We start from the raw sequence: 22,359 nt of genomic DNA, 5'->3' as shown, positions 1-22,359 counted from the left end.
CCTTATCCTTTTAACTCAATAGCTTCATTAAGAGTGTTGCCATGATTACTGTAGCAGCACCACCAAGTCTTGTTGCTACTTGTGCAAATGGCATTAATGACATTCTGTTGGAGGCAGACAAAATTGCTACGTCCCCTGTTCCCCCTAATCCGCTATGACACCCAGTTACAATCGCTGATTCAACCGGATGCATATTTAGGAATTTACCAACAATATAACCTGTCCCAACCATTGCGAGCACAACAGACATACAAACTACCACATAAGCAGGAGTTACAATTTTCACAACATCCTCCAATGGAATAAACAGCATTCCCAACCCTACCATAAGCGGCCAAGTTAAACCTGTAGAAACAAATTTATAAAGATGAAATGCACCCTGTTCCATTTTTGCCGGCATTAGCTGAAGACATTTAACCAATGTAGCAGCCACAATCATTAAAACTGGACCAGGAATGCCTAAAAACATATGGGCAAATTGACCGAAGATGAAAAAACCACAGGCAAGCAGTAAACCTGCACCCATTAATGAAAAATCGACTGGCGCATTTATATTTGTATTCTCGTTCTTCATCTCTTTTACGCCGTCTTTTGCTTTGACTAATACGCCATTTCCAGTAAGCTCTGGCTTTCTTTCACCTAAATTTTTCATTAATCCTGCACATATAACTGCGACGATATTTCCAATGACTGCAGCAGGGATCATTTGAGATACATACGTTTCAGCTGATCCACCTAAAATTTGCGAGTATGCTAGTGATAATGGTAGAATTCCTTCACCAACTCCTCCGCCAATAATAGGAACAATGATATAGAAAAAGGTATGCTTCATTTCATATCCAAAAAGTGCTCCAACTGATATACCAACAACAATAGATGCTACAGTTCCGAGAACAAGCGGTATAAACATTTTTGAAAAACCTTGAATCAAGACTCTGCGATTCATTCCCAGGATACTTCCAGCTACTAAAACAGAAATATACAAATAAAGAAAGTTAGACGTTTTCATTAATGTTGTCACCGCTTCCATCGAAGCCGGATTAAAGATGTTAAAAAATACGAGAACAGATGGAACAAGCAGGGCCAATATAGCAGGTCCGCCAATGTCTTTTAAAATAGGAATTTTCATTCCAAGGTCACCTAGTAAAATTCCAAGCACCATAATAACCGCAAATCCTCCGATCATGTCTGGAGGTAGTTGATTATAAACAGATGCACCATAAACAATTGCCGCTAATACTAAATATAGTGGTAATGGGATAACCCCTACCTTTACTTGTTTGAGCTTTGTAAGAAACCCTTGTTTTTCATGTTCATGTTGAAGCGTTTCCAATTTTCTTGCTGTTTCCATGAAGTTATTCCTCCTTTACTATTTCTGTATCTACATAATAGTTGTAACGCTTCCAAAAAAACAGTTTATGAAATTTATATTAATGTTTTGAAAATAAAAAAAGTAAGCCGCAAAAAAGTTGCTTACAAACGTATTGTTCAATGAATTGGTTCTAGTGCAAGAAAAAATCTAGTAAACTCGGACTTTACTGACATTATAAGATAACAAAAATAAAAACACTCTAGAAGAGCTAGAAGAAAAACCATTAGAGGAGGAAAAAGAACCAGTAGAGAATGAATCAGAGGCTGAACCTTAACAACAAGAAGAAATTATTGAGCCTGAGCCAGAACCTATTGAAGAACCGGAAGAGACAGTTATATACAATAACTGTTCTGAAGTAAGAGATGCTGAGCAGCCCCAATTAGAAAGGGGGAGCCTGGTTATAGTAGTAAATTGGATCGTGATGGAGATGGTATTTCTTGTGATCAATAAAAAATGACAGGACTTGGGTAACATTCATACAAAAATAGGTATACCATATTGGTATACCTATAATTTAAGCCATAACTTTCACCTAAACATTCTCTTCTTTTTTAATTTTTAACCAATTGATCAATCTTTTCAATTTCCGCACTTGAGTTCTTCCGCCAATTTCGACTCCAAATTCGAGTGATCTTCCACCCTTTTGTTTCCAAAAATCTTTGTCTATATACGTCTCTTTCTTTTGCTGAAGGTTTCTGCGGGTGTTCGCCTTTTGATTCAGTCCTCTGTTAGGCACCCGTTAGGGTGAAAATGATGTATACCTATAAATTTAAAAATCTTAACATATTCGCTGGTCGATTTTGATATCTAAATTGATATCATTCTTATATTGTTTGAGTGTATTAAAACTAGGTGCTTGATTAAAACAAGTCCAAAAGGAATCTCTTGCTTTATTTCTAGCCATCTTTACTTTTTGTCCAAACTTTTCTGGCAGGAGATAGGTATCTTGTCGAGGAAACAGTTATCTAATCTTATCTTATAAGAGTTCCCGTACAAAATTGTTAATTCTATCTAGCCTTGAATGTAATATTTCGTTTAGAAAATTTAACCTTTCCTTTCCATTATCTTCTGTGACGATGTCCACTCCAATATCGATCCTTTTTTCTACGTATTCTCCCTTTATGGCTTTCTGTGCTTGTTCCACGCTAAGATATCCGATATCATAAGGATTTTGCCCTATAGTAGCGCTGAGCATTCCGGATTCAATAGCCCTTACCATTTCTCTGCTACCTTCTGTTCCAACGACGGGAATATTCAGGTCATTTTCTTTTATTACTTTCAATGTCTCTAGAGCGATTCGATCACCTGTGGCAAATACACCTTTAATATTAGGATAATCCTGCAAGACATGCTCCATTACTGGTATTGGATTCTCAAATCGATCTTCTCCAAACCGTTCAGTGGCAACCTTAATTCCAACGTCTTCCAAAACTTCCTTCGCTCCTTTTATTCGCTCCTGCTCGGAGCTCTCTAACTTTCCATATATAATGGCTACTTCATCTCCAGGCTGTAGTGTGGAAGCCAATAGCTGCCCTGCTCTTTTCCCTAATATTGAATGATTAGTTCCTATATATGTGGTTTTTTCGTTCCACTGCATATCCTTGCCCGCAAACAATATGGGAATGTTTCTTTTTTTATATTCTTTTAATACAGGAATCGTATGGGATGGATGAATTGGACTAATGATAAGTGCATCTGGATTTTGCTTTAAAACTCTTTTTAACAGGTCAGCCTCATTTGTGATGGGGTATACATTCTCAGGTGCTATTATTTTACCGTCTATGTCAAAATCATCAAATGCCTTTTGGGCTCCTGATTCAAAAGCCTTCCAATACTCTACGTCTAACCTTTTTAAAATTACCACCACTTTAGGCTTATCATCTTCTTTCAGAAAATGAACAGCCATGCATAGTAAAGTTATAAGAAAAACAGAACAAATTAATCGAACTTTCCATTTCCTTTTCAATTTTCTTCTCCTTCCCTGTCAAACCATTGATCAATTTAGAAGCATAAAACATCTGTAAAAACTTTTTTATAAATAAAATACAACTTTTTAGATAATATTTTAAAGGCGAAAATTAATTTGAGCTTCCTTGGTCTCTTGCAGTGACGGTCTTCTCTGAAAATGATCGTTTCTTGCTTTCTTTTTTTAGTAAACCTCCTATGAATGAATGGTAGTAAAAATAGAAAGCGGTTAACCTCAATGCTGTCAAAGAGTTGAATTTATTCTTTCGTTCTATCTTTATTTAAAATGATAAAAGTTGCAGTTCCCATTGCAACCAATTGGTTTTGATCATTATAAATCTCAGATATACCTACAGATAAAGTTCCTCCTCTATGAGATAAAGAAGATTTAGCTAACAAGAATGAACCATTTGCAGGTCTTATGTAGTTAATCTTTAATTCAACTGTTGCAGAGCGATAACGATCATCAAGTGTTGTACGAACTGCACTACCAATTGAAATGTCAATGAGCGATGCAAGTACTCCGCCATGTACATTGTCAGAGAAATTTAAAAGATCAGGGAATATTTCAAGCTTAACTTCTGCAGCCCCATTTTCAGCATTAATTTCTTTTATTTGAAGTAAATTCCGAAAAGGATTACTCCTTTTATCTTGTTCCATTCTCATTCCTCCCCTTTTTTCTACTATTATATAGTATATTTTTTCAATTTTTATAAAAATTGAAAATATTAAAAAGAGCAAGTAATGCCCTGCTCTTTCTATACCTCAATTTATTTGAAAATGCATGATAATCAAGATTAAAACTATCGTTGTACTTTCTAATTAACATAAATAACTTTCAAGAAATTAATGTGAATTTGAGTTTAAACCAAACAGACGATCAAGACCATACACTTTTTCTAAAATTATGATTGGAATTAAGCTTAATAGAATAACCATAGTTGATACTGCAGAGATTAACGGACTTAAGTTTTGTTGGATATAGTTAAAAATCATTAATGGCAACGTCATGCTTTCTGCAGACACCAAAAACAAAGATATAGTCACATTATCAAATGAAATTAGAAATGAAAAAACTGCCCCTGAAACTACTGCTGAACGAATTAACGGAAAGGTAACATCCCAGAAAGTTCGTATAGGTTTGGCTCCCAAAATAGCAGCTGCTTTTTCATAATTGTCATCGAAGGTGGCCATCCCTGTTAACACAAAACGGATGACATATGGAATAGTGATCAATACATGCGCTAACAAAAGACCTGTAAATGAGCCCGCTAATCCAAGATAAGTAAAGTAAACTAACAAGGCAATTCCTATAATTAGTGAAGGCAATGCTAAAGGTGATAATAATAGAGTATTAATTGTTTGTTTCCCTTTAAAGTTATATTTTGTAATACATAAGCCTGCAAATGTTCCAAACACTGTTGATATAATTGCTGTAACTGTAGCCAATTGTAAACTGAACACAACCGCATCTAATATCCCGGGCATATTTATCATCCCTGTATACCACTTTAGGGACAATCCTTCAGGTGGAAACGATACAAAGTTCTCAGAAGTAAAAGAACTAGGAATAATCACGAGAAAAGGCGCGATCGTAATCATTAAAATAAAGAAAGTTACAACCCCGAGCCATGAAAAGCGGAGTTTCATCATGATTTAAATACCTCCTTATATCGTTTTGTTTCTGTTAGTTTTGTAAATGTTGAGACTAGTAATATCGTGCTTGCCAAAAGAACAAACGATATCGCCGCACCTAGTGGCCAATTCAGTGTAAACATGATTTGTTGATAGGTTAATGTTGGCATTACCTTAACGCTTGTCCCACCCAAGAGAGTTGGTGTAACAAAAGCACTCATAGATAAACTGAAAACCAGAACAATTCCTGAGTAAACCCCTGGCAAACTTAGCGGGAATGTGATACTAAAAAAGCATCTTAGTCGATTCGCACCCATGATTGCCCCAGCTTTATATAATGAAGGATTAATTGAATATAGACTTGTGGCAATGGCCAATATCATGTAAGCGACAAATGAATCCACTAACCCAATCACTGTACCTAATTCATTATACATTAACCGTAGCGGCTGATTGATAATTCCTATCTCTAAAAGAAATGTATTAATTAACCCACGTTCATTTAGTATAATTGTCCAGCCGAAATTTCTAATTACAACACTGACTAGGTGTGGCAATAAGACAAGAAAGGTTACGATTGCTCTGATTTTACCTGTTGAACCCGCCATAAACATTGCTACTGGATAACTTAAAATTAATGTACCCAGTACTGTCAAGCTACTAATTTTGATCGTTTGCCAAAGAACTCCCCAATAAAATGGCTCTTGGAAAAAAACTAAATAGTTTGCTATCGTAAAGTTACTCTGTTCGTCTATTAGACTTTGTATAAACATCAACATCATTGGAATGAAGAAGACACCTATTAATATAATCAGTGCCGGTGCCAAAAGAATTGGAATGACCCATCGAGAAGAAAAAACATTAAATGTATTACTTTTTGTCTTATGAATTAATAGAGAAGTCTGTGCCAAAAATCATTCCTCCCTTTTGATTAACAGCTGATCTTTAATGTCCCAGTAACATGAAACAGTAGTACCCTCCATCCATTCACTTTTGGGCTGTTGTGTTCGTACTGTTAAATCATGATTACCAACTGTTATGTGATACTCTGTAACAGCACCAAGAAATGTTACTAATTTAATGGTTCCAGTAATACTAGTAATATTCTGGTCTGTATGAAAATCTTTAGATAAATAAACACTTTCAGGACGAATGAATAGATTTACTTGTTCTCCTACCTCAAATTTATTCTGTTGGCTGAGTGTGTTGAAACGGAAGCCATCACTTGATAAAATACAAACTTCTTTTCCATTTACAGCTTCAACCTTTCCCTGGAATCGATTCGTTTGCCCAATAAATGTATGTACAAACTCAGTTTTTGGACGGTGATAAATCTCATCAGGAGTTCCAATTTGTTCAATATTCCCATGACTCATGACAACGATACGATCAGATAATGATAATGCTTCTTCCTGATCGTGAGTAACAAATATAGTGGTTACACCCAATTGTTTATGCAAGCGTTTTAACTCGTCTCTTAGTTCAATACGGAGTTTAGCATCGAGATTACTTAACGGTTCATCTAATAGTAAAATTGAAGGTTCTGTAACTAAAGCACGAGCAATAGCAATTCGCTGCCTCTGTCCACCTGAAAGCTGATTAGGGAAACGATCATTCAAATGGGGCAACTGAACAAGTTCTAGCACTTTTTTTACTCTTAATTTAATCTCAGATTTAGGTACTTTTCTTAATTTCAATCCATAAGCTACATTTTCAAAGATAGTCATATGAGGAAATAGAGAATATGTCTGGAAAACCATCCCCAATTCTCTATTATACGGGGGGATTTTATTCATCTTTTTCCCTTTTATAAATAATTCTCCTTCATTTGGTTCTAAAAATCCTGCCAACATATTCAATGTAGTAGTTTTACCGCAACCAGAAGGTCCTAGAAAGGAGATAAACTCCCCTTTTTTGACTTGAAGATTAAATTCTTTAACTATGTTTTGATTGTTAAAACTCTTCTTGATACCTTTTAACTCTACATCATACGTCATTGTCACATATCCTTTCCTATTAAAGGTGAGATTTCTTGATTAAACCGCTCGAGCCATTTTGGAAATTCACTAGAAATAACGTTGTTGTCGAATTCTTTACTATTGCTCTTATCAAACTCCAACTTTTTAGCGACTTCAGAAGACACCTTCACATCAGTAACAGGATTAAGGTAGAGATCTTCAGCCAATAACTTTTGAACTTCATCACTCAACATAAAATCAATAAACTTTTTAGCAGCATTTGGGTGCTTCGCTCCATCAACCAATGTCGCAATTCCGGAATTAGAAATGTAAACACCTTCTTTAGGTACAACAAACTCAAGGGGCAGATTGCCTTCCTCACGGTAAGTATGGTGTCGATTTAAAGCCCAAACCGTATATGCCGCTGAGTCATCTTGCAGAGCTTGATTAATAAAGCTTTGATTCTTATAAAATGTCGACTGATTTGATGCAATTTCAGCTAATTTTTTAAATCCTGGTTCAATTTGGCTCTCTGATCCCCCGTTAGCATAAGCAAGCATAATTAACGCTGTACGGCCAAAACTGCCTGCAGGATCTTGAAGAGCAACCTTTCCTTTTAATTCAGGTAAAGCTAAGTCATTCCATGATGTCAATACAGGGAGTCCTTTACTTTCGACTAATTCTTTGTTATAGGACACTACGTGTGGAGAGTAAAAAACTGGTACACCACTGTTTTCTGGAATATTCGTTTCATGTACAATTTTGTTCATACTAGGAATGTCCTCTTTATTAAGCGGGGACCAAAGTTTATTGTTGTATCCATCAATTTGTGAATTGATTTCTAGAATAGCAACATCAATTTGCGGAGAGTTCTTTTGTGCTTTAACTTTTGCTGCTGTTTCCGCACCGTTTCCTGGAATATACGTGACTTTCGTATCTGGATATTTTTCTTGGAAAGACTTAAAAATTTTCTGGTTCATTAGATCTGTCATATCCTGATTTCCTGCAACTACTAATTCTTGTTCAACTCCATCACTACCAACAGTCGCCTCTTCTTTTTTCCCACATCCCGCAAGTAAAATTGTAGCTAGAATTAATATAGTTACATAAAAAAGCAGTCTTTTCATAGATATTCCCCCTACTTAATATTTAAGCCTTGACCTAGCATCAACACTCTTTCTAGTGCTTGATCTCCCCTCCTTTGATAACGTTTACATTTCGTTGGATTCAATCTCTTTTTTGCTTAATAATTCTTGTATTGAACTATTAAACTTAAAAAACATAATCTTTTCAAAAAAGCAAAAACGGACTAAAAACGAAACCGATTATCGGATTATCAATCCGATAATTAAATATTATCATCATCAGTTAATTTTTTCAATAATTTTAAAAATAAAAAAATATTAAATCATAACTTATAAATCCTAACAGGGTTTTCAATAAGGTACTATCAAACTTAATACCATATAATTGTTATTGTTTCTAAAACATATTTGATGGTGATGAAAATTGAAATCCTTTAGCTGGGATAATATAATTTACTCTATAGGTTTGATAAACAATTAGTTTTTTAATAGTTGGGGGAATGTGTTTTTATGACGGATAAATCGACGTCTCAAACGTTAAGAAGAGGATTAATGGTTTTGAATCATTTTCATGGAAACGATATTGAATATAGTGTCAAAGAATTAACTAATAAATTAAATATTTCATCAACAGTTATGTTTCGCTTAGTTAACACGCTAGTTGAAAGTGGATATTTAACAAAAAATATTTCTACAGGAAAATACAGATTAGGATTAAATGCATATAAACTTGGCTTGTATGCGAATCCCAATCTTAAACTCCAACAAGTTGCTAGGCCTTTCCTGGAAAAGATTTCCCTAGCAACAAGAGAAACGATCAGTTTAAATGTTGTCGACCCTATCACATTAGAAGGAGTTTGTATTGATTCAATCGAAAGCCCTAACGACATCAAATTTTCATCGCCTATTGGAGCAAGTAGACCTGTTTATCGTGGTGCATCAAGAAAAGTTTTATTAGCATTTATGGAACCTTTACAACAAGAACAAGTATTCCAAAGAGCCATTTCAGAAGGTTTTACAAATATTGATGAGTTAAAAAAAGATCTAGAAAATATAAAAATACAGGGATTTGCATATACAGAAGGAGAAGTATATGAAGGAGCTCTTAATGTCTCCGCACCTGTATTGACTAATGATGGATTAATCCTTGCTGGTGTATCAATCAATTGTCCGGTATTCCGGAAAGAAGAAGATACAGTTACCTCATTTTCAAACTATGTAATAGAAGCTGCTAAGCAAATAGGAAATGCAATGGAAAGAAATATTCCTTGATAATATATTCTGTATTTTCAAATGCATATTTTTAATAAAATAGAAAATCAGCTTCATCTAAACAGTTAGATGAAGCTGATTTTCGAAAAAAGATTCTGTTAAATAGAACTTATAAATAGTAAGAATAATGTTGATAAACGATGACCCTTAATGTAAAGATCATCGTTCTTTTTATGTCTGTTTTTAGTTATAATTTCAATCATTAAAAACCCAGATAGAAAGATGTAAAACTATATTTCTACTAAAAGTAAACATTATTATCCCTACAAATGAGTTCTGTTTTTAAAATTGAATGAATTATTACCCCTTTTGTATCATGTTACGTGGATGTAGCTTATCTCTTAGAGATTTTCCTCATTCTAATTATCAGTTCATAATTGCACCTGTTGCCCAAGCAATTAAAATCAGGACAACACTAGTGAGAACTGACCATTTAAATGCAAATCTGACATATTCTCCAATATTAATTTTTAGCATCCCAATTAATAATATAGTGGCTGGCACTAAAGGAAGAAGAAAATGCGCTGATTGTGACAATACAACCGCTCTGACAATTTCTATCGGTTCAATTCCATAAGCCACAGCTGTATTTGCAAAGATAGGCACTACACCAAAATAAAATGCATCATTTGACATGACAAAAGTAAATGGAATACTGATTAATGCAATAATTACAGAGAAATAACTTCCCCATGATTCTGGAATAATTGATACCAAATCATCTGCTATTGAATCGACCATTTCTGTCCCAGATAAAATTCCGGTAAAAGCGCCGCCAGCAAATACAACCAATAATACCATCAATGCATTAGCTCCGTGGGCGTTAATTCTTTCTTTCTGCTGCTCTATAGTAGGATAATTGATTAACATAGCAATAACAACCGCCACCAAAAAGAGAACAGCTGGTTTCATTAGCCCCATTATCAGCACTGCCATGACGATAATAGTTAAACTCAAATTTATCCATAACATCTGTGGACGCTTAATTGAACACTCTTGTGCAGCAGCAATTTCTATCGTATATGCTGCATTTTCATATTCATCTATATCAACTACCCCAAGTCTTTTTCTCTCCATTTTCCCCAAAATGAATGAGACAATTATGACCCATATTGCTCCGCCGATTAAAGTGGGAATAAGAGGTATAAAAAAGTCTGTCTGCTCTAATCCTAAAACAGATAAAGCTCGAATTCCAGGTCCTCCCCACGGCGTTAAACCACAGACCACACTAAAAGAAAGCATGGCAATTGTTGCTAATACCAATGGATTCATATCTAACCTTCTATACAGAGGCAGCATTGAGGAGACAACAATGATAAAAGTCGTAGTTCCATCCCCATCAAGTGCAACAAGAAGAGTTAAAATAGCAGTTCCGACTGCTACTTTAAGTGGGTCACCTTTGACTGTCTTGATTATCCTATTGATTAACGGATCAAACAAACCCGCGTCTATCATGATTCCGAAAAACAAAAGAGCAAATAACAGGAATGCAGCTGAAGTTGCAACCAGCTTGATTCCATCAAGCATCATCGTATCAACACTGGAACCGAATCCTCCGATGATGGCAAATAAAAGCGGGATTACCGTTAATGCAGTAAAAGAAGACATGCGACCCGACATTATAAAATAGGTAAATACCGCTATCATTGTTAATCCAAGTACCGTTAACATCCTTTTCCCCCCTAGTGCAAATCTTTTACACTTTTATTACGCAATTCATTGATAGCGCTATCAAAACGATCAAAAAATAAGATGTGAAAACATTCACCTATCTCTATTTCACATCTTTTCTCATATCCGTCCCGAACAAATGACTAATCTCGCAACAGATTTATCTTGTAAAAAGTACCCCAAAAGACTTCTATATCTCAAATATATAAATTGAATATTAATCTTTTTTATAATGAATAGTTAAAAAAACCTGAACCTGATTTCACTCCTAATTTTCCTGCTTTTACATACTTAGTTAGCAGCGGACAAGGGCGATACTTTTCCCCTAATGTTTGATGTAAGTATTCCATATTGCGTAATCTCGTATCCAAACCTACTAAATCTGCAAGTGCAAGAGGCCCCATCGGATGATTTAATCCTAGCTTAATAGACTTATCAATATCTTCTGCTGATGCAACCCCTTCCATCAACATGTTCATTGCCTCATTACCAATAAGGCAATTCATTCTGCTTGTAATAAAACCAGGAAATTCATTAACTTCTACGGTTTCTTTTCCCATCTTCTTGCCGATATTTTTAACAAACTCCATTGTTTCTTTTGAAGTATCAAGGCCTTTGACTATTTCTATTAGCTTCATTTTATGAACAGGGTTAAAGAAATGCATTGCAATGACTTTATCAGGACGAGATGTTTGAGCTCCTATTTCTGTTGGGCTCATAGTGGACGTATTGGTTGCCAAAATCGTATAATCAGGGCATAATCTATCAAGTTCTTTGAATACGTTTATTTTCATATCCATGATTTCAAGCACAGCCTCAATAACAAGTTCTGAATCTTCAACACAAGCATTCATGTCCAAAGAAAATGTTAAGTTATTCATACTTCTTTCAATATCGTCTTTGCTAATATATCCTCTTTCTTCACTTTTGATCAATTCTTCTTTAATATAGTTTTCAGCTTGCTTCAATGATTCAGAATGAATATCATTCAATGCAACAGAAAAACCATTGAGCGCCGCAACGTATGCAATCCCTCTTCCCATTGTACCGGAACCGATTATAGCTATCTTAGTCATGACTCTTTCCCCCTATTATACCTGCAAATTTTCGAAAATAGTCGAAATACCTTGCCCTCCACCGATACATAGAGTGACTAGACCGTACTTTTCTCCACGGCGTTCCATTTCATGTAAAAGTTTTGTTGTTAAAATGGCACCTGTTGCGCCGATAGGATGACCGAGTGCAATGGCACCTCCGTTTACATTTACTGTATCTAAGTTTAAATCGAGTTCTTTAATAACGGCCAATGCTTGAGCGGAAAAAGCCTCATTCAGTTCAATCAATCCAATATCTTTTAATGAAAGTCCACTCATTTTCAATACTTTCTGTGTTGAATACACCGGACCGATTCCCATGATGTCAGGATCAACTCCCACACTTGCTTGAGCGATTATTTTCGCTTTAGGCTTGAAGCCTCTTTCCTTTGCAATCGACTCATTCATCATAAGAATGGCGGAAGCCGCATCATTTCTACCGCTTGCATTACCAGCTGTTACGGTTCCATCTGATTGAAAAACAGGTTTTAATACTGACAGTTTTTCCAGTGTTGTATTCCGTGGATGCTCATCCTGCTCAAAAAGAATAGTCTCTTTTCGTTGCTTGACTTCATATGGAACGATTTGATCTTTAAAAAATCCGCTTTGGATAGCTTTTGCTGCTAACTCTTGACTTCTCAAAGCAAATTCATCCTGCTCTAATCGATCAATTTTATATTTTTTTGCTAAGTTTTCAGCTGTCATTCCCATTGTTAAATTCCCATACTTTTCAATGGGCTGGGAGTAGGGCTGACTCTCTGTGTTAGGATCAAGGAGCAAACCGTTTCCGGAACGATAGCCAAAACGAGCCTCACGAATATAATAAGGAGCCGTACTCATACTTTCTGCTCCCCCTGCAATAATAACATCACTCAAACCTAACTTAATTTGCATATCTGCACTGTTAATTGCTTGCAGACCTGAACCACATTGCCGGTGAATAGTATAGCCTGGAACTTGAACTGGAAGTTCCGCACGTAATAAAGCAAGGCGAGCAAGATTGGAAGAATCGGCACTTTGCTTCGCTTGTCCCATAATAACTTCATCCACTAAATCTGACGTAACACCAGAACGTTTTATATTTTCTTTAATGACTTTTGCAGCCAAAAAATCGACAAGTACCGTACTTAACGCTCCTCCCAGCCTTCCAATCGGGGTTCTAACGGAATCAATAATGACAGCTTCATTCATTTGTCATCCTCTCCTTATTTCTAAATGATTTTATCTGCTAAATTCCTGTTCGTGCTTTATAATAATTGGGTTTTCGTTTTTCTAAAAACGCTGTTGTTCCCTCTTGCTTTTCTTCAGAAGCAAACGCAACTGTTTGTGCTAGTTTTTCCAACAACAACGCTGTATCTAAATCGACATCTTGCCCTTTATTTACAACCATTTTTGCTAATTTAACGGCCAATGTACCTTTAGATAAAATAGAATTAACCAAATGATCTGTCGCTTCTTTCAATTTACTGCCATCTACCGATAGTGTAACAAGTCCAATACGCTCCGCTTCAACACCGTCAACCAGCTTTCCAGTCAAAATCATTTCTAACGTTCTTCCTCTTCCAATCATTCTGGTTAACCTTTGTGTCCCCCCGGCGCCGGGAATGATCCCTAGATTTAATTCCGGCAAACCGATTTTGGCATGATTTGCTGCAATTCTTAAATCACAGGCGAGTGCAAGTTCACATCCTCCACCTAAAGCGTTGCCATTCATGACCGCAATAGTCACTTTGCTTGATTGTTCAATCCTTGTGTATATACCTTGCATTCCTGGCATCAGCGCCTCTAACATCGTTCTGTCATGTAATTCTTTAATATCCGCGCCTGCAACAAACGCACGTTCACCTGCGCCTGTAATAACAATAACCCTCAATTCAGGATGAGCTTCAAATTCATTTAGTACTATTTGAAGATCCTCAATCGTTGCCTTATTGAGAGCGTTTCTCGCCTCTTGACGGTCAATTATTATCGTTCCGACGTACTGACTTATTTCCGTCTTAATATGTTGAAACACTCTACTCACCCTCTATGAATGATTGATGTTCTGCTTTTTAAGCAGACTTTTCTGAATATTAATGGAGATGGACAAATCGTTTCTTTTTTATCTGCCTTTCCAGACTGGTTTTCTTTTCTCAAGAAACGCTTGAGCTCCTTCAATCCGATCCTCACTCTCATACACATTCGGACCGATATCCAACTGTAGAGCTTGAAACAATGGAACATCCATCGTTTTCCAAATCGTTTCTTTAATTCTCTTAACTGAAAGCGGTGCACATTCGCAAATGTCACTTGCAATTTCAATCGCCCTAGCCATTAATTGATCTTGGTCTTCTAATACTTCGTCGACAAGACCTACTTGCAAGGCTTCCTCACTCGTCACTAATTTACCAGTGTAAAGCATTTTAGCTGCAAAGCTTGGGGAAATTAATTTAGGTAAAATCGTTGCTCCGAATGTAGCACCCATTCCTCTCTTTGCTTCTGGCATACCTATTTTGCTTCCTGCACACGCAAGACGAATATCACTAGCAAGAGCTATTTCGCATCCTGCTCCTACAGCCGCCCCATTAATTGCTGAAATGACAGGTTTGTAAGTTTCAATAATCGCATTAAACAATCTGCCGCGCAGTGGTTTCTTTTTGAAAGCTTCTGGGTTCTCTTTTGATTCTTTTAAATCTCTCCCACTGCAAAATGCTTTGTCGCCTTTACCTGTAATAATTAAAACTCTTGCTTCTGAATCCGCTTTATATTCTTCTAAATATTCCAGAAATAAGTCAGACATTTCAGAGTTAATAGCATTTCGTTTTTCTGGTCGATTTAAATATAAATAGGCTATTTCACCTTTTTTCTCATACTGTATGAAACTCATTTGCTCTCCCCATTCCCTTTATGTTTTATAAGTTATTTAAGACCTACTGATCGGTTATTTTCCTGTAAATTTTGCTTTTCTTTTTTCTTTAAATGCTGCGACCCCTTCTTTGTGATCATCTGTCTCTTTAATAATGGCGTAGTGAGAGGAAATCAGATCAAGAGCTGGCTCTAAATCCATTGTTCTAGAATATCGAACAGCTCTTTTGGTCATTCGAATTGCCACTTGTGGACCTGCTGCTATCTGCTCTGCTAATTGCATTGTTTTTTCAAAAAACTTTTCTTGTGAATACACATGGTTGACCAGTCTTAATGTTAGCGCTTCCTCTGAACTGATAAAATTTCCGGTCCATAATAATTCAAAGGCCTTTGCTTCTCCTACGATCTTCGGCAAAAAGAAAGCGCCACCATCTCCAGGTACAAGTCCTACTTTCACATAGCCTTCACTAACCTTTGAATCGCTCACCATGGTACGAATATCGCACATTAAAGCCATGTCTAGACCAGCTCCCACAGCTGGACCATTTATCGCAGCAATCACTGGCTTATCGATTGATTTTAAGGTAAGTGGTACGCGATGAATATTTTCCCAAAGCTTATTTTTATTATCTAAGGGCTTTTGATCTTGCTTCATTCCTCCAACATCTCCGCCTGAACAGAAAGCACTTCCCGCTCCTGTGATGACAATGACATGCACTTCTTCATTTTGCTGTGCATCTTCAAGAGCCTTTACCCATTCTTCAATCATTTCTCCGTTAAATGCATTTTTCTTTTCAGGACGATTTAGTGTAATAATCTGTACGTGGTTTATAAGACTAGTTAGAATTGTCGAACCCATAAGTAGCTTCTCTCCCTTTTCTATGGATAATTATTTCTCTTGGGTCATTTTTTCTTTTGAACGAATGATATTTTTGTCACGAAGTTCTTCCAGTTTCCCTTCTGTAAGACCTAATAAGTCCTGAAGAACTTCATCCGTATGCTCCCCTATCATAGGTGCAGCAAAAACTTCAGTAAGAGGAGAATCCGATAATCGAATTGGTGAACCTGGAACTTTTATTTTTCCTTCTTTTGGATGTTCAATTTCTCGAATCATACCTCGGTATGTTAAATGAGGGTCTTCGGCGACTTCTGCTATTGATTGAACAGGAGCATGAGGAACATTGGCTTTAATCAGCATATCCGCAATATCTAATTTTTTTCTATTAGAAGTCCAGTTTGTAACAATTTCATCAACAATGTAAGTATTTGCAGAGCGATCGATGTTTGTTTGGAAGCGCTCATCGTTAAGCAACTCTTCTTTCTCCATGACTTTTAAAAGTGATTTCCATTGCCTATCTGCTACACAAAGAATGGCGATGTAACCGTCTTCTGTTGGGTATACATTATAAGGAGCAGTTGCCATTCCGCTATGCTGATTTCCAGTTCTTTGAGATACTTTTCCACCCTGACTGTAATAAGCTCCAAGTGCTGAAGCAAGAGTAGGATAAATCGTATCGTGCATAGATACTTCTACTAGCTGCCCTTTACCTGTTTTTTCTCTTTGATAAAGTGCTGTTGCAATACCTCCGAACAAATGAATTCCTCCAAGAAAATCACATAAAGCTGGACCTGCTTTGACAGGCGGCTTGTCAGCAAAACCTGTTGTCGCCATAACACCACCCATTGCTTGAATCGTCAAATCCATTGCTGGTCTGTTAGCATAAGGCCCCTCTAATCCGTAACCTTTTCCAGATGCATAAATGATACGAGGATTTATTGTACTTAAAACATCGTATCCAAGCCCTAGACGCTCCATGGCCCCAAGAGAAAAGTTCTCTACAACCACGTCTGCTCTTTTAACTAATTCTAAAAAAATTTCTTTACCTTCTTCTGATTTAAGATCAAGAGATACACCAAGTTTATTTGAATTCAGCATGAGCAGCTCGTGACAATCACCTTTTCTTCTTACTCGAAGATTTTCTCCATTTATCGGTTCAATTTTAATCACTTTAGCCCCTTGAAACGCCAACATGAGTGAACAGTAAGGACCATTGTAAATTTGACCTAAATCTAAAACGATTGTACCTTCTAATGCTTTTTTCATCCTTTTACCCCCTACTACTATTAAAATGATTATATTTTCCGTTTTAGCAACTTTTAATCCGATAATCGGTTTGTTATTCCGATTATCGTAATATTATCATATGAAGAAAATTAATTCAATATAGAATTTTGACAATTCTGTTTTTGGTGTTTTTTTATTAGTTACAATAAGTATTGCTTCAAATAGAAAAAGCCGCCTGCCAAAAGGCAAACAGCTAGTCTCAGTTTTTTAGTAGAATGTTAATTCAATGCTCAAATATTAGTTATTAAAATAGATCAATTGAATAGTTTCCTAACTAAAAGAATGCTTTAATATTAATCTTTTTTTTTAACTTCTTTTAAACTATGTCAAAAAATATATCAACAAAATGAAATGTTTCAAAATAAAAAAACATACTTTTTGACACACAGAATATTACCTGTTTTTCAACGTGTCATAAAGTATGCTTTTTGACAATAGCCACAATAAGAAAAATGAACAAGAAGTGATAATTATAATATATTTTAGTAGTTTATAGCGGTAAAGTAATAAAATGAAAATGAACCCCTATTAAACATTTTTTATTCTCGAATGAATCTCATTTGTCAACGGTTGCTTTTTATTAGAAATTGTTAGTTTAGTAAAGATAATAAAAAACAAGGTTAATTCAGCTATTATCAAAATATTTGGTACTACAATAATCAAATTAATAATAAAAAAGACGGCTAAAATTCCTAAAAATAACCCTAAATGATAAATTTTCAATCGGTGGTGCACATGTCTATATTGATGGAAAACAAAGGTAGTTGACAGGAAATAGAGCAATACAGATCCGAAAACAAAAAGTAAGATAAATAAGTAATGGACCTCCTGTAAAAACAATAGTCTGATAGATGCTGCAATCATGCTCAAAGACATTAAAATAAACAGATGACCATAAATAATAATTTGCCCGGATGATTGTAAAGACTTGTCTAGTTTCTTCTCCATGTTATCGAAATATTGCCACCACATCGAAATAATCAGGATAAATGAAATGATCGCAAAGCCTATTGAATCCCAATTTCCTTGTGTAGGCTGAATGACCGCAAGTGTACTAATAAGAGCTTCCCCAAAGAGAATAATGGTAAATAAACCAAATCGCTCTAATAAGTGAGCCGTATTTGTGGGAACCTTTTCTAAGCATTTTCGTCCAACTACCGGGACAATGATATCAATAAGGATTCCCGTATACAACACAGCATATCGAATCCAAGAATCAAAAAAGACGGACAATAATGAAATGACAATTCCAATCCAAAAATACCTTCCCAAAAAGAGGGCTGCTTGTTTTCGAACTCCCGTTTCTATACGCTGGACAATAAGATATTGGATCGCTGTCACTGCTCTTAAGCCAATATACCCAATTAAAAAAGAAAGATAATAAGAATCAAAATCAACTGATAAACTTGATGTCATAATTAATACAAAAAACATTTGCAGAATTAAAAAGATACGTTGATGAAATAAATCTTTTCCAAACCGGTTAATAAAGATGGTTTGCCCTACCCAAGCCCACCAGATAGGAATAAAAATTAATACAAACTTTACTAAATACTCTGCATGGATATGACCATCTTCAACATGAAGTAAAACATGAGTCGCTGCCGCAACCGCCGCCACAAATAACAAATCATAAAAGAGTTCTAACCACGTCACTTTCTTTTCTTCCATTTCTGCACTCCCTCCAATTTTTTTATAGTTACTATTATGCTAGAAATATATAGTAATTGGAACAGAAAATAAAAATGACATAGACCATTTGCCATAGCTTGCAAACACACGAGCCAATTATATGAAAACTAAAGAGAAATCCTTATATCCTAGATTTTTGTATTAAACACTTCATTAAATTAAATAGTCTGACAATTAGGAATAAAGCCACTTCTTCTTTTTTGGTATATTATGGTATCATGAAAGTGAATTTAAACAAGGAGGAAATATATGACTAAAACCATAGGCCTTATTTGTGGGAGTTTACGAAAAAACTCTTATAATCGAATCATTGCTCAATCATTAACAGAGCTGGATGATTCCCATCAATTTCGTTGGATCGAGATAAATGATCTACCTTTGTTCAACGAAGACTTAGAAATAAGTGTTCCAGAAACAGTGACATCATTTAAATCTGCTATCCAGGACGTTGACGGTATCATTATTGTAAGTCCAGAGTACAATTCTGGAATTCCAGGCGTATTAAAGAATGCATTGGACTGGGCATCAAGACCTCGGGAATCCGCTGTTCTTAGCAGAAAACCGGTTGGTTTAATTGGTGCAACTCCTGGGGGATTAGGTACTGCCTTTGCTCAATTGCAAATCAGACAAGTACTAGAGGCCATGCAGGTTAATGTACTTCCATTTCAAAAAGTGTTGATTTCCCAAGTACATAAAAAGATTGATTCCGATCAGAAAGTCCTTACAGACGAACAAACAAAACGTTATCTTCAGCAATATTTACACCAATTTATTCATTGGATTGATCACACCCCAATTCTAGATTAATTGAAGAAGTCCAAGCTTTATCAATCATCTTTTTTTATAAATACTACTGCTCCCCATAATGAGTTTATAGAAAATGAATACCAGTAATCCGTACAATTAAATTGGAATAACGAAGGAGTTTAATTTCCATTTTCGAATCTATTAATCTTCTTTCGATTACTTATACTTAATTAAAGGGAGGACAATAAAATGTCTGATTTCTATTCTCGTATTAATAAAGATGATGCTGCCGTTCTTTTAGTTGATCATCAAACCGGCCTTATCTCAGGTCTTGTGCGTGACTATGGTGTTGATGAATTCAAGAACAATGTTATGGCTCTTGCTAACACTGCTAAGTTTTTTGATTTACCAGTTATTTTAACAACAAGCTTTGAAAATGGGCCTAATGGGCCACTCATGCAAGAATTGGTTGAACTTTTTCCTCATGCGCCAAAAATAGCTCGTCCTGGACAAATTAACGCATGGGATAATGAAGATTTTGTCAAAGCAATCGAAGAAACTGGAAAAAAACAACTGATCATTGCAGGCGTAGTAACAGATGTTTGTGTTGCATTTCCTGCACTTTCCGCTGTGAACGCTGGTTATGAAGTATTTGTTGCTACTGATGCTTCTGGAACATTCAGTAAACAAGTAGCGGATGCGGCATTAACGCGTATGGCCCATGGTGGGGTGCAGCTTCTGAACTGGTTTAGCATTGCGTGCGAATTACAACGTGATTGGCGCAATGATGTTGAAGGTTTTGGCGCTTTAATTTCCAGCCATCTTCCTGGTTATCAAAATCTTATTGGAAGCTATAGGGGAGCCCATCGAGATTTCAGCAAGCAGCCTAACTAGAATTGCAGCTTATTAAAAACTCACTTTTTCCAATATAAAGCTTCTGGCTTATACAAGAAAAGGGCACGATTGTTGAGGAGTATTCCTAATAAATAGGCTGTTTACATATTAGTCATGTATAATATGTTAAACGGCCTATGTTTTTTGTTTTTTTAAAATTTAGGTCTTGATAATCGTAATAAACCTTTTTTAGTAAGGTTACGATATTTTACAAGCCCTTTTAACTTCGGTTCTAAATAAATATAGTTGTTGGTTTGGGGTTTGTACAATGATGGTTGGCAACAGCACAGGATGAGGAAGGTAATACAATCATACTTTTTTTTAACCCGATTGTGTAAATTTGGTTCGGAAGTCTTTGAACGATTTTGTTTTTGAGAATGGTATAACATGTTAGGGTGGATAAAACGGTGAATCAGAATCCATATAAGGTATTATCTGTTCATATTGAACAAAAAAGAAATGATTCTTTTGGGAAGTTGATATAGGCTAACAACTCTTGATAGAGGAACCTTTCCCTTGAAGATATTCACCAACAGTAGCTCATTTTTGTTTAAAGTACAGTTTTCCATAAAAAAACTGCACCTCCAATTGTTAGTCGAGTCTAACAATTGGGGTGCAGTTCAATCACAGATAAGAGGATTTCTTCTTTATGCTACTTTGTGGATATCTATTTTTTTTCCTTCTTTACGCCACTCTTTAAATTCAGCTGTTGCTGTGAAAAGTACGTCTGTTGATGAGTTAAGTGCCGTTTCAAAAGAGTCTTGTAAAACACCTATGATAAAGCCTACTCCAACTACCTGCATAGCAACCTCAGCTGGGATTCCAAATAAGCTGCATGCTAGAGGAATCAGTAATAAGGATCCACCAGCAACCCCTGAAGCACCACAAGCACATATAGCTGATATTACGCTGAGGAGAATTGCTGTAGGGATGTCCACTTGAATGCCAAGTGTATGAACCGCTGCAAGTGTCAAAACAGATATAGTAACTGCGGCACCAGCCATATTAATGGTTGCACCTAATGGAATGGATACTGAATAACTATCCTTATCCAAACCTAGATTTTCACATAATCTCATATTTACAGGAATATTTGAAGCTGAGCTACGTGTAAAAAATGCTGTAATCCCGCTTTCCTTTAAGCACTTTAAAACAAGCGGGTAAGGATTCTGTTTTATAAATAGGAGCACAATGATTGGATTGACAACCAGCGCCACAAAGAGCATACAACCAATTAAAACGGTAAGTAATTTCCCATAGCTTAGTAGCGACTCAATTCCATTTGTAGTAATAGACTCAATTACTAGACCCATGATTCCTAATGGAGCAAACTTAATAACCCATGTAACCATTTTGGAAACAGCATCTGAAAAATTAGAAATCATCGTTTTTGTCGTATCAGCTGCATTTCGTAAAGCCAATCCAAGGATTATCGCCCAAGCTAAAATACCGATATAGTTCGCATTAAAAATTGCTTTAATTGGGTTATCAACAACGTTTAGCAGTAACGATTTGAGAACCTCTACAATACCGCCAGGAGGCGTCACACCTTCAGCGCCCTTTGCAAGTGTTAAGCCTACAGGAAAAATAAAACTCACAATAACCGCGATTAATCCAGCTAAAAAGGTTCCTAAAAGGTATAGGAAGATAATGGATTTCATATTCGTTTGGTGACCACTCTTGTGTTGAGCGATGGCCGACATAACCAAGAAGAGGACCAACACAGGTGCAATTGCTTTCAAAGCACCTACAAATAAAGAGCCAAAAATGACAACAGGTTTTGCTGCTTCTGGGATCGTTACAGCCAGGATAATACCAATAATCAAACCTATAATTATTTGTTTTACCAGACTCAATTGACTCCACTTTTTCAGTAAACTTTTCATAGATATTCCCCCACTAGTTTAAGATAAAATTGCAACATTGCTACTATCAAGCTATTCATTTTTCATAACCCTGCGATAGAATTAAGTCTATTACAAATAGATACGATCGAATAATAGAT

At 35.9% G+C, this 22,359-nt stretch carries 19 protein-coding genes and 2 pseudogenes; 4 read left to right on the top strand and 17 right to left on the bottom strand.

Annotated elements, in window-relative coordinates; all coding sequences use genetic code 11:
• Window positions 1–10: 10 nt before the first annotated feature.
• Window positions 11–1,351, bottom strand: a complete 1,341-nt coding sequence (locus GMB29_RS10670; protein ID WP_136357014.1) for a 2-hydroxycarboxylate transporter family protein — start codon at window positions 1,349–1,351, stop codon at window positions 11–13.
• A 358-nt stretch (window positions 1,352–1,709) separates the two neighbouring features.
• On the opposite strand from GMB29_RS10670, the pseudogene GMB29_RS28055 reads away from it, so the two are divergent.
• Window positions 1,710–1,822, top strand: a pseudogene (locus tag GMB29_RS28055) (excalibur calcium-binding domain-containing protein); the annotation flags it as partial.
• Between the two features lie 101 nt (window positions 1,823–1,923).
• Here the strand turns inward: GMB29_RS28055 and GMB29_RS28050 are convergent.
• The 7 genes and pseudogenes from GMB29_RS28050 to GMB29_RS10630 all read right to left on the bottom strand — a co-directional run.
• A pseudogene (locus GMB29_RS28050) lies at window positions 1,924–2,064 on the bottom strand (hypothetical protein); the annotation flags it as partial.
• 284 nt (window positions 2,065–2,348) lie between these two features.
• Window positions 2,349–3,338, bottom strand: a complete 990-nt coding sequence (locus GMB29_RS10655) for a sugar ABC transporter substrate-binding protein (protein WP_155443873.1) — start codon at window positions 3,336–3,338, stop codon at window positions 2,349–2,351.
• Window positions 3,339–3,595: 257 nt separating this feature from the next.
• The gene (locus tag GMB29_RS10650; RefSeq protein WP_168733932.1) at window positions 3,596–3,997 is read right to left on the bottom strand and encodes a PaaI family thioesterase; all 402 of its coding nucleotides are present in this window, start codon (window positions 3,995–3,997) and stop codon (window positions 3,596–3,598) included.
• Window positions 3,998–4,183: 186 nt separating this feature from the next.
• Window positions 4,184–4,990: an ABC transporter permease gene (locus GMB29_RS10645; RefSeq protein ID WP_406600324.1), complete on the bottom strand. Its 807-nt coding sequence runs from the start codon at window positions 4,988–4,990 to the stop codon at window positions 4,184–4,186.
• On the bottom strand, window positions 4,987–5,862 hold the full coding sequence (locus tag GMB29_RS10640) for an ABC transporter permease (protein ID WP_406600346.1): 876 nt from the start codon (window positions 5,860–5,862) through the stop codon (window positions 4,987–4,989). The genes GMB29_RS10645 and GMB29_RS10640 overlap by 4 nt, the downstream gene beginning before the upstream one ends.
• 24 nt (window positions 5,863–5,886) lie before the next feature.
• Entirely contained in the window at window positions 5,887–6,975 is a 1,089-nt protein-coding gene (locus GMB29_RS10635) for an ABC transporter ATP-binding protein (RefSeq protein ID WP_136357020.1), read from the bottom strand.
• Window positions 6,972–8,057: an extracellular solute-binding protein gene (locus GMB29_RS10630; RefSeq protein WP_136357022.1), complete on the bottom strand. Its 1,086-nt coding sequence runs from the start codon at window positions 8,055–8,057 to the stop codon at window positions 6,972–6,974. The genes GMB29_RS10635 and GMB29_RS10630 overlap by 4 nt, the downstream gene beginning before the upstream one ends.
• Before the next feature lie 468 nt (window positions 8,058–8,525).
• Here GMB29_RS10630 and GMB29_RS10625 point away from each other — a divergent pair, with 468 nt between their 5' ends.
• Window positions 8,526–9,287 carry an IclR family transcriptional regulator gene (locus GMB29_RS10625; RefSeq protein WP_136357024.1) on the top strand — a complete coding sequence of 254 codons (762 nt, stop codon included), beginning with the start codon at window positions 8,526–8,528 and terminating at the stop codon, window positions 9,285–9,287.
• A gap of 366 nt (window positions 9,288–9,653) precedes the next feature.
• Here GMB29_RS10625 and GMB29_RS10620 read toward each other — a convergent pair whose 3' ends face one another.
• From GMB29_RS10620 to GMB29_RS10585, 8 genes are all read right to left on the bottom strand, one after another.
• On the bottom strand, window positions 9,654–10,958 hold the full coding sequence (locus GMB29_RS10620) for a CitMHS family transporter (RefSeq protein WP_136357026.1): 1,305 nt from the start codon (window positions 10,956–10,958) through the stop codon (window positions 9,654–9,656).
• Window positions 10,959–11,185: 227 nt separating this feature from the next.
• The gene (locus GMB29_RS10615; RefSeq protein ID WP_136357028.1) at window positions 11,186–12,034 is read right to left on the bottom strand and encodes a 3-hydroxyacyl-CoA dehydrogenase family protein; all 849 of its coding nucleotides are present in this window, start codon (window positions 12,032–12,034) and stop codon (window positions 11,186–11,188) included.
• A 15-nt stretch (window positions 12,035–12,049) separates the two neighbouring features.
• On the bottom strand, window positions 12,050–13,243 hold the full coding sequence (locus GMB29_RS10610; RefSeq protein ID WP_136357030.1) for a thiolase family protein: 1,194 nt from the start codon (window positions 13,241–13,243) through the stop codon (window positions 12,050–12,052).
• 37 nt (window positions 13,244–13,280) lie between these two features.
• Window positions 13,281–14,066 carry an enoyl-CoA hydratase/isomerase family protein gene (locus tag GMB29_RS10605; protein ID WP_136357032.1) on the bottom strand — a complete coding sequence of 262 codons (786 nt, stop codon included), beginning with the start codon at window positions 14,064–14,066 and terminating at the stop codon, window positions 13,281–13,283.
• 87 nt (window positions 14,067–14,153) lie between these two features.
• Window positions 14,154–14,918 (bottom strand): enoyl-CoA hydratase/isomerase family protein, encoded by a 765-nt coding sequence (locus GMB29_RS10600; RefSeq protein WP_136357034.1) that lies wholly within the window; start codon window positions 14,916–14,918, stop codon window positions 14,154–14,156.
• 54 nt (window positions 14,919–14,972) lie between these two features.
• Entirely contained in the window at window positions 14,973–15,755 is a 783-nt protein-coding gene (locus tag GMB29_RS10595; protein WP_136357036.1) for an enoyl-CoA hydratase/isomerase family protein, read from the bottom strand.
• 30 nt (window positions 15,756–15,785) lie between these two features.
• Window positions 15,786–17,000, bottom strand: coding sequence for a CaiB/BaiF CoA transferase family protein (locus GMB29_RS10590; RefSeq protein WP_136357038.1), 1,215 nt, complete (start codon window positions 16,998–17,000; stop codon window positions 15,786–15,788).
• A gap of 549 nt (window positions 17,001–17,549) precedes the next feature.
• Window positions 17,550–18,692: a low temperature requirement protein A gene (locus tag GMB29_RS10585; RefSeq protein WP_136357040.1), complete on the bottom strand. Its 1,143-nt coding sequence runs from the start codon at window positions 18,690–18,692 to the stop codon at window positions 17,550–17,552.
• A gap of 270 nt (window positions 18,693–18,962) precedes the next feature.
• Between GMB29_RS10585 and GMB29_RS10580 the strand changes: the two genes are divergently transcribed.
• Window positions 18,963–19,520, top strand: a complete 558-nt coding sequence (locus GMB29_RS10580) for an NADPH-dependent FMN reductase (RefSeq protein ID WP_136357042.1) — start codon at window positions 18,963–18,965, stop codon at window positions 19,518–19,520.
• A gap of 189 nt (window positions 19,521–19,709) precedes the next feature.
• Entirely contained in the window at window positions 19,710–20,354 is a 645-nt protein-coding gene (gene ycaC / locus GMB29_RS10575; RefSeq protein WP_136357044.1) for an isochorismate family cysteine hydrolase YcaC, read from the top strand.
• A gap of 647 nt (window positions 20,355–21,001) precedes the next feature.
• Here the strand turns inward: ycaC and sstT are convergent.
• Window positions 21,002–22,240 (bottom strand): serine/threonine transporter SstT, encoded by a 1,239-nt coding sequence (sstT, locus tag GMB29_RS10570; protein WP_136357046.1) that lies wholly within the window; start codon window positions 22,238–22,240, stop codon window positions 21,002–21,004.
• Between the last annotated feature and the right edge of the window lie 119 nt (window positions 22,241–22,359).

Origin of the sequence: Metabacillus sediminilitoris (assembly GCF_009720625.1) — a bacterium.
Lineage (GTDB): Bacteria > Bacillota > Bacilli > Bacillales > Bacillaceae > Metabacillus > Metabacillus sediminilitoris.
Note: the sequence above shows the minus strand (reverse complement) of the source record. Positions and strands in the feature narration are given on the sequence as shown.

What these genes read in the sequence shown, in the direction of transcription:
- GMB29_RS10670 (WP_136357014.1), bottom strand. Translation starts at nt 1,351, where the DNA reads ATGGAAACAGCAAGAAAATTGGAAACGCTTCAACATGAACATGAAAAA.
- GMB29_RS10650 (WP_168733932.1), bottom strand. Translation starts at nt 3,997, where the DNA reads ATGGAACAAGATAAAAGGAGTAATCCTTTTCGGAATTTACTTCAAATA.
- GMB29_RS10645 (WP_406600324.1), bottom strand. Translation starts at nt 4,990, where the DNA reads ATGATGAAACTCCGCTTTTCATGGCTCGGGGTTGTAACTTTCTTTATT.
- GMB29_RS10630 (WP_136357022.1), bottom strand. Translation starts at nt 8,057, where the DNA reads ATGAAAAGACTGCTTTTTTATGTAACTATATTAATTCTAGCTACAATT.
- GMB29_RS10625 (WP_136357024.1), top strand. Translation starts at nt 8,526, where the DNA reads ATGACGGATAAATCGACGTCTCAAACGTTAAGAAGAGGATTAATGGTT.
- GMB29_RS10620 (WP_136357026.1), bottom strand. Translation starts at nt 10,958, where the DNA reads ATGTTAACGGTACTTGGATTAACAATGATAGCGGTATTTACCTATTTT.
- GMB29_RS10615 (WP_136357028.1), bottom strand. Translation starts at nt 12,034, where the DNA reads ATGACTAAGATAGCTATAATCGGTTCCGGTACAATGGGAAGAGGGATT.
- GMB29_RS10610 (WP_136357030.1), bottom strand. Translation starts at nt 13,243, where the DNA reads ATGAATGAAGCTGTCATTATTGATTCCGTTAGAACCCCGATTGGAAGG.
- GMB29_RS10600 (WP_136357034.1), bottom strand. Translation starts at nt 14,918, where the DNA reads ATGAGTTTCATACAGTATGAGAAAAAAGGTGAAATAGCCTATTTATAT.
- GMB29_RS10595 (WP_136357036.1), bottom strand. Translation starts at nt 15,755, where the DNA reads ATGGGTTCGACAATTCTAACTAGTCTTATAAACCACGTACAGATTATT.
- GMB29_RS10590 (WP_136357038.1), bottom strand. Translation starts at nt 17,000, where the DNA reads ATGAAAAAAGCATTAGAAGGTACAATCGTTTTAGATTTAGGTCAAATT.
- GMB29_RS10585 (WP_136357040.1), bottom strand. Translation starts at nt 18,692, where the DNA reads ATGGAAGAAAAGAAAGTGACGTGGTTAGAACTCTTTTATGATTTGTTA.
- GMB29_RS10580 (WP_136357042.1), top strand. Translation starts at nt 18,963, where the DNA reads ATGACTAAAACCATAGGCCTTATTTGTGGGAGTTTACGAAAAAACTCT.
- ycaC (WP_136357044.1), top strand. Translation starts at nt 19,710, where the DNA reads ATGTCTGATTTCTATTCTCGTATTAATAAAGATGATGCTGCCGTTCTT.
- sstT (WP_136357046.1), bottom strand. Translation starts at nt 22,240, where the DNA reads ATGAAAAGTTTACTGAAAAAGTGGAGTCAATTGAGTCTGGTAAAACAA.